The sequence below is a fragment of the Cutibacterium sp. LaCa_255 genome (genome assembly GCF_057458005.1).
In genome coordinates this window covers 2,173,098-2,186,306 of the sequence record NZ_CP190956.1, presented here as the reverse complement: position 1 = coordinate 2,186,306, position 13,209 = coordinate 2,173,098, and the positions used below count along the sequence as shown (strand labels likewise).

At 63.0% G+C, this 13,209-nt stretch carries 7 protein-coding genes; 3 read left to right on the top strand and 4 right to left on the bottom strand.

Annotated features, from left to right (window positions below; all coding sequences use genetic code 11):
• Nucleotides 1-18 precede the first annotated feature (18 nt).
• Together ACP8ML_RS09955 and tuf are read left to right on the top strand one after the other, a co-directional pair.
• Nucleotides 19-1,881 (top strand): hypothetical protein, encoded by a 1,863-nt coding sequence (locus ACP8ML_RS09955; protein WP_171048665.1) that lies wholly within the window; start codon nt 19-21, stop codon nt 1,879-1,881.
• Nucleotides 1,882-2,149: 268 nt separating this feature from the next.
• A complete protein-coding gene (gene tuf / locus ACP8ML_RS09950) occupies nt 2,150-3,343 on the top strand; it encodes an elongation factor Tu (RefSeq protein WP_065673155.1) in 1,194 nt (397 codons plus the stop codon).
• A gap of 160 nt (nt 3,344-3,503) precedes the next feature.
• Here the strand turns inward: tuf and ACP8ML_RS09945 are convergent, their stop codons facing one another.
• The 3 genes from ACP8ML_RS09945 to ACP8ML_RS09935 form a co-directional block, all read right to left on the bottom strand.
• On the bottom strand, nt 3,504-5,165 hold the full coding sequence (locus tag ACP8ML_RS09945; protein WP_117189707.1) for an alpha/beta hydrolase: 1,662 nt from the start codon (nt 5,163-5,165) through the stop codon (nt 3,504-3,506).
• Nucleotides 5,166-5,380: 215 nt separating this feature from the next.
• Nucleotides 5,381-7,354, bottom strand: coding sequence for a bifunctional metallophosphatase/5'-nucleotidase (locus tag ACP8ML_RS09940; RefSeq protein ID WP_117189708.1), 1,974 nt, complete (start codon nt 7,352-7,354; stop codon nt 5,381-5,383).
• Between the two features lie 103 nt (nt 7,355-7,457).
• On the bottom strand, nt 7,458-9,155 hold the full coding sequence (locus ACP8ML_RS09935; RefSeq protein ID WP_117189709.1) for a glutamine--tRNA ligase/YqeY domain fusion protein: 1,698 nt from the start codon (nt 9,153-9,155) through the stop codon (nt 7,458-7,460).
• 128 nt (nt 9,156-9,283) lie between these two features.
• On the opposite strand from ACP8ML_RS09935, the gene gltX reads away from it, so the two are divergent.
• The gene (gene gltX, locus ACP8ML_RS09930) at nt 9,284-10,702 is read left to right on the top strand and encodes a glutamate--tRNA ligase (protein ID WP_249361329.1); all 1,419 of its coding nucleotides are present in this window, start codon (nt 9,284-9,286) and stop codon (nt 10,700-10,702) included.
• 57 nt (nt 10,703-10,759) lie between these two features.
• Here the strand turns inward: gltX and ACP8ML_RS09925 are convergent, their stop codons facing one another.
• Entirely contained in the window at nt 10,760-12,664 is a 1,905-nt protein-coding gene (locus ACP8ML_RS09925; protein ID WP_065673152.1) for a 6-carboxyhexanoate--CoA ligase, read from the bottom strand.
• Between the last annotated feature and the right edge of the window lie 545 nt (nt 12,665-13,209).

The window sequence follows — 13,209 nt, the reverse complement described above, 5'->3', positions numbered from 1 at the left end:
CGGCGTCTCAGCGCGCCAATGCGGCGTGGTGTCGTGGCACTGTGCGTGGCGATGGCCTTCGTGTTATCGGGATGCGGTGCCGTCATAGGTACAACGCTCAAAGTCAACGACGATGGTTCGGGTTCCCGGAGCTTGACGGTGACCTTCACCAATGACGATTCCGACGAAGCCAAGCAGGTGTTTGCCAAGCCGTTGAGCGTCTACGACACAAGTATCAAGAAGCATGTTCCCTCGCAGCTGACGTACAACGGCTTACACATGCAGGGAAAGTCGATGGTTGCCTCCTTCCAACTCGATTTTTCCAATCCCCAGGACTACCTCACCAAGGTGCGCGCCATCATTGGCGGCTCCAAGGATCCGACGTCTGACATCCAGAACATCAACACCCCGTTGGTTAACGGAGTCGTCGGCAAGGAGAACTTCACGTCCCGGGATCTTCTTGAGTGGTTGCCGCAAGGTTTGGAACAGGACGGAATCGTTGATTCCGGCAACGTAGGGAACGTCCTCGACTCCGAGAACAACATGACGTTGACGATCGGAGGCAAGAACTTCACCTCGCAGACGCCGCTGGACGTCGAGCACGTGGCTGACAACGGTTTCGACCAGGTTGTCGTTCAGCTGAACTTCAAGAGCATGAAGGACGTCGGTGCCGTCGTCTGGTACTTCTCCGAGCAGGCCTGGGGTGCTGACAAAGAGAATAAGGTCAAAGCCTTCCTCGACCAGGCCACCAAGGATGGCAATGGTGAGGCCGCCGACGCCAAGAGTGACGACCTGCCCGAGGATGTGCGCCAACAGCTCTGGTCGACCTACCCAGTCGGCAAGAAGGTCACCATCAAGGCCGGCTCTCTGGAGGACGTCGACAAGAGGGTCGCTCAGGCTCTCGGCAACAAGTCTGGCAGTTTGAAGATCACCCCTGGACAGGCGAAGCAGAGCGACCCGAGCAGTGGGACACCAGCGTCATTCGTGATTCCGCTGTCCTTGACCGGTCAGGTCTCCTGCTCGGCCATCTGCTCCCGCGACGCTGGGGACCCGGTGATGGTGGTCACCCACCCGTCGCAATGGGTGGATGAGGACTCTTCTGCGCCATCGGACGAGGGCGAGACGAGCACTCAGATCATCAGGGGCAGCGCGCCTTTGAAGTTGGACGTGCCGCTGGAAACCAAGAAGACCAGCACAACGGTGCACCTGAACCCGGGGGGAGAGGTCTCGTACGAGGCCAATCTGACCTTCGACAATGCTGTCCTGGGGGACAACAAGGAGGAGGTCAAAACACTGCTCCGGGGAGCCGGGAACTGGTCGGTTGAGCAAAAAACTGACAAGAGCACCACCCGGTACACGGTCAAGGGGAGCGCCGACGACCCTCTCACCTTCAGCAAGAAGTACTCGGGAAGTGATTCTCCCCTGGTTGTAGAGAACGAACTGAAGCGGACGACGTTCAAGAACCACTGGATGATCGCCATTACCCCCTTAGCTTGGATGCCGAGGGGCGAACTCAAGGTCATTACCGATCACGGCAAGTTCGACGATGGCAGCTCTGAAAGGACGTGGACAACCGGCGAATCTACGGTGTTCAGCGCCCGTGCGAGTACCCTGCGGACCGGTCCTGTCGTTGCCGCGGTCGTCATCGGGGTTCTCATTGTCGCCGCCGCTGTTCTGGCCTACTTCAAGCGCGATGCTATTCGGGCACGGAGTAAGAAGCGTGCTGAGGCTGCGCGTCAGCGGGCTGCCCAGAACGGGCAGTACCGAATTCCTGTGCAGGGTCACACGCAGCAGAATCAGCAGCGGCCATCGCACCCCGGCGCCCCGGTGCCTCCGCCGCCGGGCGGATACCCGCCTGACCACAGTGGCGGTGGCCAGTGGACAGAAAACGATCTGCAATAGGCGCCCTTTCCTCCAGCGATGGAGGTGCCCGCTGCCACGTGGCGCGTCGGGTCATGGATCCGGCGTGCAGTCGTGGCGGCGGCTGGCGCATTGTGGCCAGCAGGAGGGAAAGACCTGGTTTGACTATCCCTGGGCACGTGCAGAATAATGAGAGAAGTTCCCTGACCTCTGGTCGGGGGTCCGTCCAGAAACGTTCCTGGGAACCTCCCAGGAATATCCACATGACGCGTCCCGTGCACAAGCGGGCGACATTCCAGAAGGAGCCCCAGTGGCAAAGGCCAAGTTCGAGCGGACCAAGCCGCACTGCAACATCGGCACCATCGGACACATCGACCACGGCAAGACGACCCTCACCGCGGCGATCTCCAAGGTGCTGCACGACAAGTACCCGGAGCTGAATGAGGAGTCGCCGTTCGACCAGATCGATAAGGCTCCCGAGGAGCGTCAGCGCGGCATCACCATCTCGATCGCCCACATCGAGTACCAGACCGAGAATCGTCACTACGCTCACGTTGACTGCCCCGGTCACGCTGACTACGTCAAGAACATGATCACTGGTGCTGCCCAGATGGACGGCGCCATCCTCGTGGTCGCCGCCACCGACGGCCCGATGCCCCAGACTCGTGAGCACGTCCTGCTCGCCCGCCAGGTGGGCGTGCCGGCCATTGTCGTCGCCCTCAACAAGTGCGACATGGTCGACGACGAGGAGCTCATCGAGCTCGTCGAAATGGAGGTTCGCGAGCTGCTGACCTCGCAGGACTTCGACGGTGACAACTGCCCGGTCGTTCGCATCTCCGCCTTCCAGGCCCTCCAGGGTGACGAGAAGTGGACCCAGTCGATCCTCGACCTCATGGATGCCGTGGATGAGTACGTCCCGCAGCCTGAGCGTGACCTCGACAAGCCCTTCCTCATGCCGATTGAGGACGTCTTCACCATCACCGGTCGTGGCACCGTTGTCACCGGTCGTGTTGAGCGCGGCGTCGTCAAGACCAGCGAGGAGGTCGAGATCGTCGGTATCCACGACAAGACTCAGAAGACCACCGTCACCGGCGTCGAGATGTTCCGCAAGATCCTCGACGAGGGTCGCGCTGGCGAGAACGTCGGTGTTCTGCTCCGTGGCACCAAGAAGGAGGACGTCGTTCGCGGCATGGTCCTCTGCAAGCCCGGTTCCACCACCCCGCACACCGACTTCGAGGGCCAGGTCTACGTTCTGAAGAAGGATGAGGGTGGCCGTCACAAGCCGTTCTTCTCGCACTACAGCCCCCAGTTCTACTTCCGCACCACGGACGTGACTGGCACTGTTGAGCTCCCCGAGGGCACCGAGATGGTTATGCCTGGTGACAACACCGACATGACCGTCCACCTGATCCACCCGATCGCCATGGAGGAGCAGCTCAAGTTCGCCATCCGTGAGGGCGGTCGCACCGTCGGTGCTGGTCGTGTCACTAAGATCATCAAGTGATGTGATCTGAGTTTTTGACGAGGTCCGTCCCCACGGGGGCGGACCTCGTTGCATGTCTGGATATGGGTGGAGGAGGCCGGGCAAGACGTGGTCCACATTCGTGGCAACCACCCAGCTGCGAGGGGATGGCGCGCGACATCAGCCCCCACAGACGCGGCGATCACCGAGGAGCTGAGGTCTTGGGGATCGCTTTCGCGATGGCATCCATGGTGTGACGATCGCAGTGAATGCCGAGGACTGCCGACCAAATGGGGATGAATTCGCTGTGGTAGTTGTGCCCATGCCCACCAGGCGGAGTCGTCGACAAGGCCATGTCGGCCGTGACCTGCCAGAAACTCGACCATGGCGTCCACTGAATGTGGGGATTGACGTCGTCTCCAGCGCGCTCGCGCATCCAGTCGGGCTCTGACCAGATCATCTCGGGGGACCACCACGTCACCGGATCGGACGGGTGCTGTACATAGGCGATGCGTGTGTGGGCTGACCAAGGAGGATAGGCGGCTCCCCAATGGTCGTGGTAGATCTCGCCCGGATTACCCATGAACCTCACGATTCGGCCATCGTCGATCACGGGGACGATGGCGGGGGACCCCTCTCGTCGGTTCGCCTCCAAATCCTTCCAGATCGGCGTGAACCCGGGGGTTCCGACCCACACGGCGCCGTCAACCTTGGCGATCATGTCGTCGATGGATGGGAAGGCGGACTGACCACCGTAAGAACCCAGGGACACACCGCTCGTGTAGAGCTTCGGACGAGTTTCGGGGGCCAGGGTGGCCCAGTAGTCGTGGATGACGCTGAACAGGGCCTGGGCACCTTCTTTGGGCGATTCGCGGTCCAGGAGGAAGGCCCCGACGCTGCCCAGGTACGAGTACTGCATCGTGGCCGTCGCGCAGTCACCGCCGGTGAGATATTCCACGGCCGACACCGACCACTCCTCGATCCAGCCGGACCCGGTGCCGTTCTGGACGACGAGCGCCTTGCGATTGAACGCCCCAGTACGGATGAGCTCGGCGAGAACGCCATTCGCCTCGGCGACGTAGTCACGACGGGAATTGAGTCCGGCGTAGACGCGGATGGGCTCCTTGGCCGACTGACCGGTGACCTTTTCGATCATGGCGGCGTCGGGGCCGTCAGTGACGGCATCCTTGCCCTCCCGGCCCAGGCTGTCCCAGGTCTGAAGTGAGGCGGAGGATCCAGACCGAAGAGGCGACGTCGGGGGTTTCCGTCCGGCGGCCGTCTGCGCATTGGTCTCAGCCATGACGTGGGCAACACCGTTGGCCGTCGTCCTGACGATGACATTGTTCGTGGCCCAGAGCAGGAGTGAGATGCTCAGCACCACGACGACGATTGCCAGTACCGGCTGGGCGATGAGACGGTGCACGCCGGTGTACAGATTTCGGATGCCATGAGCGATGAGGCGGATGAGCAGTACCGTCGCGGTGAAAAGGATCAGCCCCGTGAACACGCCAATGGTCTGCGCGACCCAGACCTTCCGTGGCAGACCGACTTCCTCTGAAACGTGCTTCTGCTGTCTCGTGCACCACACGAACATCCACAGCGATATCAGGGCGAGAATGGCGTACCAGCTACGTCGGATGCCCCGGACCGCGTGAGTTGAGATCATCACCTGCAAGCGCGTGATCTCAGCCAGCCACCGGGAAATCCGCCCGATGAGCCCTCCGACCCCATAGGCGAGAAGGGTCGACAACCACACGTTGATGGCCACCATCCACCAGGTCCGGGGGACCAAGGACGGTGTCAGGGCGGTCCACAGACCGAAAAGGGCGAAGACGAGGCCAGCAATGCTGGCACGGCGCAGCACCCTTGCCGGCCAACGTCGGTTGCCCAGCCGAGCCGGGAGTCCATGCCTGGGATCCCGCGGAACGATTTGGGTTGTCAGCGCTGCGTCCTTTCATCTGTCAGTGGTGGAGGTTGCCGTCTCCAGGTGCCACGGGACACTCTTCCACGTCGTGAGGACAAGAAGGGCCTCGGCTTACCAAGTCGGGTGGGCCGAGGCTCAACTGTTGTCGGAACCGGTCAGACGCCGGTGCGCGGCAACGTGGTCGGACGATCGCCGGAACCGGGCATGATGCCGTTGCCGGGCTTCGTGCCGTCGCCGAGCTTGGTACCGTTGCCGGGCTTGCCCGTGGCCGGCCAGGTCTCCCCAGTCGTGGTGAGGAACCAGTTGCGATCGAAGAAGTCCTTCGGATCGATGGTCTTCATCTTCGAGGCGGTGTCGATGAGCAGCTGACGGATCTCGAGGATCTCGTCCCAGACGACCGGGGCCTCCGCGACGTGCGGGTAGGCGCCGCCACCGCTCATGCGGTAGTTGTTGATGGCCAGGACGAACTTCTGGTCGTCGGTGACCGGCTTGCCCTGCCAGGACAGGCCCAGGATGCGCTTGCCCACCGGCTTGGAGACGTCGATGGAGTACTTGACACCGGTGACGGCGTCGTAGTTGTAGTCCCACACCGGCTTGCCCTGGTAGTCAGCCTGGGTGTCGCCGCCCTCGCTGGCCGGAGCCGGGTTGACGATGGCGCCCTTCTTGACCTGCTTGAAGTACTTCGCGGAGTACTCCAGGTAGTCCTTGAGTTGTTTACCGGTGAGCAGGAGGCCTGCCAGTGTGTTGTCGAAGACGTACAGGCCAGCGATGTCCTTGATCTTGACATCGCCCTTCGGGAAGGCGGCGGTGCGTGAGAACGGCGAGACCTGGGCGATGACCGGAATACCGTCGTACTTGCCACCCTTGATCGCCTTGGCGACGGTGTCGGCCTCGACCTTGCCGATGAAGTCGAGGATCGGGGTGTCCTCAACCATCGAGCGCTCGGTGGTCAGCTTCGTCGTCGAGGTGGCGACGACCGAGTTGACGTACGTGACGGTGGCCTTGTGGCTGGCCTGCAGCTCGGGGTCAGAGGCGAACTCCTTGTCCTCCTCGACGTCACGGGTGTAACGCGGCTTCACGGCGACCTTGTCGTGGAGCACGGAGACCTTGCCGTCGGAGAAGTCGAGCGGGATCGTCACCTGGGAGACCGAACGGGCCCAGTAGTCGGGCTGGGTGATGACGACCTTGTGGCCCGAGATGCCGTCGATGATCTCGACCGGGTCGTCCTGGTGGGTGTGACCGATGACGACGAGGTCGACCTCGGGAACGGATTTAGCCAGGACGGTGGCGTTGTTCTCCGGCAGACCCTTGTAGACCGGGGTGGCCTGGTCCTCCGACAATCCGGCGTGGACGAGGACGACAACGACGTCAGCCCCTTCCTTGCGCAGCTTGACCGAGTGCTTCGCAGCGGTCTTGACCGGGTCGGCGATGTCGACGTTGCCAGTGAGGTTCGCCTTGTCCCAGACCATCGAGCCAGGGGTGGTGACGGCGACGACGCCGACCTTGACCCGGTGGCCGTCGACGGTCTTGGTGAGCATGAGAGTGCCCTGGGTCAGCGGCTTGCCGGTCTTGAGGTCGATGACGTTGGCGCACAGCAGTGGGGCGTCGAGGTCGTTCTTGTAGCGGTTGAGTTCCTTGAGTCCGTAGTTGAACTCGTGGTTGCCGATGTTGGCCGCGTCATAACCAACGAGGTTGAATGCGCGGGCCATGACCTCGGTGCGGCCAAGTTTCTCGGGCTGCTTGGCAGAGAGGTAGGTCAGCGGGGTGCCCTGGATGGTGTCACCGTTGTCGAGCGTGACGACGGAGTCGGCCCCCTTCTCGGCGCGGACCTGCTTGACGATGGTGGCCACCCGGCTCACGCCCAACGGAGCTGAGGACCGCCCCTTGTCCGACGGCGAGTAGGGAGCGTCGGCGAAGTAGTCCCAGTCGTAGACGTGACCGTGGATGTCCGTGGTGGCGAGCACCGTCAGTGCTGCGGCACCGGCAGCAGAGCCTGCGGTGGCGGGAGCGGAAGACGTCGACGGCGACGCGAAGGAATTCCCGACGGCAGTCATCGCGAGCCCTGTCCCCAGGGTGCCGACCAGCACGGCGCGACGCGACAGGTTCGTACCAAGTGGGTTGTCATGCATGGATGGTGTCCTTCTAACGGGATAGGAAAGCGGTACCATCTTTGCCGAAAGAAGTGACGGACGGGTGACAATTTGATGGATTGCTGCCGTCAACAACACCTGTTCAGCCCTGACGCCTCTGCAGCTGGGCCCATTCGTCACGCAGACCAACGGTGCGGTGGAACACCGTGGTGTCCTGATCCGCCGCGAAGTACCCCAGCCGCTCGAACTGCACCACCTCGCCGGGGAGCACCTCGGCCAGGGCCGGTTCGGCCATGACGTTGGTGAGGGTCTCGCGCGAGTTCGGGTTGAGGTCGTCGAGGGCCTCGCCGCTCTCCGATCCGGGAATCTCGGCGGTGAAGAGACGGTCATAGAGGTTCGCTGTCACCGGCACGGCGTGGGCGGCGGACACCCAGTGCATCGTCGACTTCACCTTGCGACCGTCGGGGGCGGTGCCGCCGCGGGACTCCGGGTCATAGCTGGCGTGAACCTCGGTGATGGTGCCGTCAGGGTTCTTGACGACGTCAGTGGCCGTCACCAGGTAGGCACCACGCAGACGCACCTCGCGACCGGGGGAGAGACGGAAGAACTTGCGGGGCGGGTCCTCGCGGAAGTCGTCGGCTTCGATCCACAGCTCACCGGTGAAGGGGACGCGCCGGGTGCCGTCATCAGGATTCTCCGGGTTGTTGACGAGCTCGAACCATTCGACGACCGGGTTGCCGTTCTCGTCAGTAGGCCAGCCGTCGAGGACCAGTTTGAGCGGGTGCAGGACGGCCATGCGGCGCTGCGTGGTGGCGTTGAGCTCGCGGCGCACGAAGGACTCGAACTCCTCGATGGCCTTCACGGAATTGTTCTTGGTGGTACCGACGGCCTGGCAGAAGGCACGGATGGCGGCAGCCGGGTAGCCACGACGACGCATCCCGCGCAGGGTGGGCATGCGGGGGTCGTCCCAACCGTCGACGACGCCGTCGGTCACCAGGGACTTGAGGCGACGCTTCGAGGTGATGGTGTGGGTCAGTTCGAGACGGGCGAACTCGCGCTGCTTGGGGGCCGGGGCGTCGAGCGGCACATGGGCGAGGAACCAGTCGTATAGGGGTCGGTGGCTGTTGAATTCCAGGGAACACAGCGAATGGGTCACACCCTCTATGGCGTCGGACTGACCGTGGGCCCAGTCGTAGGTGGGGTAGATGCACCACGTAGTGGCGGTCGAGTGATGGGCCTGGTGGCGGATGCGGTACATGATGGGGTCACGAAGCCACATGTTCTCCGCCTGCATGTCGATCTTGGCGCGCAGACAGCGGGAGCCGTCGGGGAACTCGCCGTTGCGCATCCGCTCGAGCAGATCGAGGGATTCCGCTGCGGGACGGTCGCGGTAGGGGCTCTCGATGCCCGGCTTGCCGTAGCCGCCCTTCTGCTCGCGAATCGTCTCGGGGGACTGGTCGTCGACGTAGGCCAGGTCCTCGCGGATGAGGTACTGGGCCCACTCGTACAGCTTGTCGAAGTAGTCGGAGGCGTGGACGACGTGGGCGGGGGAGTAGCCGAGCCACTCGATGTCCTCGATGATCGACTGGACGTACTCAACCTCCTCGGTGCCCGGGTTGGTGTCGTCCAGACGCAGATTGCAGATGCCGCCGAAGTCCTCCGCGACGCCGAAGTCAGTGACGATGGCCTTGGCGTGGCCAATGTGCAGGTAGCCATTGGGCTCGGGTGGGAATCGGGTCTGGACCCGTCCTCCATAGGTGCCCTGTTCGTTGTCCGCGCGAACGACCTGACGAATGAAGTCCGAGCCGGACTCGGCCGAGGTTCCAATGGGTTCTGCCATGGCGGGAACCTTACCGGAGTCTGTCGGTACTTCCCGATAGACTCCGAGGCATCATGACTGAGTTGCATCCCGCGCGCACACGCGTCGCCCCCTCGCCCACCGGAGACCCTCACGTCGGTACGGCCTACATGGCGTTGTTCGACAAGGCTTGGGCCCAGCGCACCGGCGGCCAGTTCGTGCTGCGCATCGAGGACACCGACCGCAACCGTCTGGTGGAGGGTTCGGAGGAACAGATCTACGAGACCCTCGACTGGCTGGGTCTGTCCCCCGACGAGTCGCCGCGGGTCGGTGGACCGTACGAACCGTACCGGCAGTCTGAGCGTTTGGACACCTACAAGCCGCTCGTCGACAAGCTCATCGAGTCTGGTCACGCCTACCGTTGCTGGTGCTCCCAGGAGAGGCTCAAGGCACTGCGCGAGGAGCGCGCGGCCGCGAAGTCCTCGGACTCCGGTTACGACCGCATGTGTCTGGGCATGTCCAAGGAGGAGCGGGCCAAGCTGCCGGGTTTCACCGAGACACCCGTCGTGCGCATGCTCATCCCTGAGGACGTCGAGCTGGAGTTCGACGATCTCATTCGCGGCAAGGTCCACGCCCCACGTCCCGATGACCAGGTCATCCTCAAGGCCGACGGATTCCCGACGTACCACATGGCCGTCGTCGTCGACGACCATCTCATGGGCATCGACACCGTCGTTCGTGGTGAGGAGTGGATCTCTTCGACGCCGAAGCACCTGTTGCTCTACAAGTGGCTGGGTTGGGAGGTGCCGAGGTTCGCGCACATGCCACTGCTGCGCAACACCGACAAGTCCAAGATCTCCAAGCGCAAGAACCCGGCTGCTCGGTTGATGTGGTTCCGTGAACAGGGTTACCTGCCCGAGGCGCTGCGCAACTTCTTGCAGCTGCTGGCATACCCGACGATCGCCGAGGGCCAGGAGATGGAGGACCTCGACTCCTTCGTGTCCCGCTTCGACTGGGCGAGCGTCTCCACCGGCGGGCCGGTTTTCGACGTCACCAAACTTGACTGGCTCAACGGCCAGTACATCCGCAGTCTTGACGCCGAGGACCTCACCGATCGCGTGCTCGAGTACGCCGATCGCACCGGACAGGCCCAGGAGGTGCTCGGTCGTGATCTGACGAGTGAGGACCGTGAGATCATCCACGCCGCCATGTCACTCATTCGTGAGCGTCTGGTGCTGCTGTCGGAGGCACTGCCGAAGCTGGCATTCCTGCTGATCGACGACGATGCCCTGGTCTTCGACGGGGATTCCGTGGCCAAGCTCAAGGCAGGAGCCGACGAGATTCAGCAGGCGTCCACCGAGGTCCTCAAGGGTCTTGACGACTTCTCCGCCGATGCCATCCAGGCTGCGCTGCGCACCAAACTCTGCGACGAGATGGGTATCAAGCCGCGTCTCGCCTTCGCCCCGATCCGCGTCGCCGTCACCAGTTCGCGGGTGTCCCCGCCACTGTTCGAGGCCATGGAGATCCTCGGCAAGGAGTCGACCCTTCGTCGTATGGAGCGGTTCTGCGCCGAGCTGGATTCCAAGTGATCGGAATTCTTCAGGGAGAAGGGTGCGTCTGAGGTGATCTCGGATGCACCCTCTTTTTCAGACGGTGTTGAGAACGTCGCGCAGTGAGTCGACCAGCGCATCAATGTGTGCATCGGTATGTGCAGCGGTCAGGCACACCCGCAGGATCGCCTCGCCCCTGGGGACTGCCGGGTAGCGGATGGCGCCGATCATGAGTCCCCGTCGTCCCAACTCCTCTTGCGCCGCGACGGCACGATCCTCGGGACCCACCGGAACCCTGATGATCGGACCGAGATCATTGGCTGCAGGGGCGGGAATGAGCCCGGCTTCGAAGAGTGCACGGCGCGCGCGGGCCACAGTGGTCTGGAGCCTCTGGACGGGAGAGACGTCAGTTCGTAGTTGATGCACGGATGCCGCCACGGCTGCTACGACGGCGGGGGAGGGGGCGCTGGAGAACACGTATCCTCGAGCGCAGTTTCGAATCAGTGTTGCCAGAGTCTCGCAGACGCAGACGAAACCGCCCTCGACGCCCAGGGCCTTGCTGGCCGTTCCCAGCAGGATGTCCGGTCGCAGTTCCTGGGGCAAACCTTCGGTGACGCCACGCCCGGTGGGCCCGACAGTGCCTATCCCGTGGGCGTCGTCAACGATGGTCAAGGCGCCGTGACGACGTGCGATCCGGGCGAGGTCAGCAACGGGAGCGACGTCACCTCCCATGGAGTAGACCCCCTCCGTGAGCACGATGGCTCTTTCGGTGGTGACGTGATCAAGGGCATGGTCGACGGCATCGAGGTCAGCATGAGGGACGACGACCGTGCGCGCCCGAGCCAACCGGCACCCGTCGATGAGGCTGGCATGGTTATCCGCATCGGAGACGACGGTGACGTCAGGACCTGCCAACAGCTGCATGGTCGCGACATTTGCCTGATAGCCGCTGGCCATGAGGACTGCCCGGGGATACCCCAACCATGTGGCGATCTCGTGTTCAGCATGGTGGTGTGCCACCGAGGTTCCTGTCGTGAGGCGTGAGCCGCCAGAACTGCATCCCAGCTTACTGATGACGTTGATCATGGCCTCCTGGACGGCCGGCTCCGTGGACATGCCGAGGTAATCGGAGGAGGAGAACAGCAGGGCAGGACCGTCGGTGGTGATGGCGTCAGGAATCTGAGACGACGAGAAGGTGCGTGGATGGCGCTCGAGGCCGGAAGCCCGCCACGAGTCGAGACGGGATCGAATGTGGTCATGCCAGGACGTGGTGGTGTCAGTACTGGGAGAGTGGGTGGCAGGTCCGATGAGAACGGGGTGATTCTCCAGCCAGTCCGTGACCATGGCGGGATCTGCGCACGAGGTGTCGACAAGAATGACGCGGCCCCCGTTGGGGTCCCCATCGGCCTTGACGTTCGTCACGGTTGTGTACACCCCGTCGACGCAGACATAGCCACGGGTGTAATGGGGATCGTCGGAGATGCAGAGTTCCGCGAGAACTCCGGGTGCAGCAGCAACCTTGCTCGCGAGGAGGACCGCTTCATGATGGTGCCTCTTGTGAGCCAAGGACGTCCCCGGGGCAGATTCCGTGAGATCCCCGAATCGAGTCACACGAACGCCACGCAAGGGATCGGTTTCCAATCGTCGTCCACTGCCCACCTCGACCATGGCAGCCCCACGCATCGTCGGTCCGGCGGTGAGAATGCGCATGATCTCCTCCGGATTGGGCACGAATCGGGACAAGACGTCAAGGAAGTGGTGATGTGCGGAGTCGATGTCGATGCATTCGTTGATGTCTGCGGGCAGGGCAGGGATGACAGCGGGATCGGCGTCAAGCTGATCCAGGCTGAGTCGCACCTGCCGAGCCTCGACGGTGTGACCAGGGGAGAGCGCGCGATGGATGAGCCCCGTCAACGTCTGCCCGATCATGTCCGGAGACACCAGCGACTCGGCTCCGCTGACGTGGTACGGCTCCCCGTCGATGATTCCGGTCGCGCGCATCCGCACACTCCACCAAGGCGTGGCAGTAGGTGTTTGCGATGGATTTGACATGATGACTCCTCGGCGTTGGCGACCGCTCAACATTGAACACCATTCAATTCCCTGGGGTTCAGAGAGGCCGTCATTCCGATTTGCCTTGTTGGTTCATCGGTGACAGACTGTACAAGTTGCTCCGAACGGGGCTGCGGTGCGTCACGCTCATGATCCTTGAGGTCGAGCCCGGCCACTGAAGCCCGACGGCAGAGGTGTCACCACCACGGTGAGTCCGCTGCCGGGCCCACGGGAGCGGGTCAGCATCGGAAGTCGGCAGACAAATCCACAGTGTTCACGGGGTCCTCGATGACTGGTGAGCGGTGGGCGTCCTGCGGCTTGTGATGCGCGACACGCCCGAGCGCGTGGGTCGGGGAGGGGTGATGTGACCTCCCGGTTTTCACACCAGTTGGAAACCGTCAGGTTGGGACCAATGAGGAGTTCGCTCCTCACGCCGGAACCCTCTGGGCGTACCGGACTCCCATGTCAGGGAATCTTGGACGCGGCAGAGACGA

What these genes read in the sequence shown, in the direction of transcription:
- ACP8ML_RS09955 (WP_171048665.1), top strand. Translation starts at nt 19, where the DNA reads ATGCGGCGTGGTGTCGTGGCACTGTGCGTGGCGATGGCCTTCGTGTTA.
- ACP8ML_RS09940 (WP_117189708.1), bottom strand. Translation starts at nt 7,354, where the DNA reads ATGCATGACAACCCACTTGGTACGAACCTGTCGCGTCGCGCCGTGCTG.
- ACP8ML_RS09935 (WP_117189709.1), bottom strand. Translation starts at nt 9,155, where the DNA reads ATGGCAGAACCCATTGGAACCTCGGCCGAGTCCGGCTCGGACTTCATT.
- gltX (WP_249361329.1), top strand. Translation starts at nt 9,284, where the DNA reads ATGGCGTTGTTCGACAAGGCTTGGGCCCAGCGCACCGGCGGCCAGTTC.
- ACP8ML_RS09925 (WP_065673152.1), bottom strand. Translation starts at nt 12,664, where the DNA reads ATGCGCGCGACCGGAATCATCGACGGGGAGCCGTACCACGTCAGCGGA.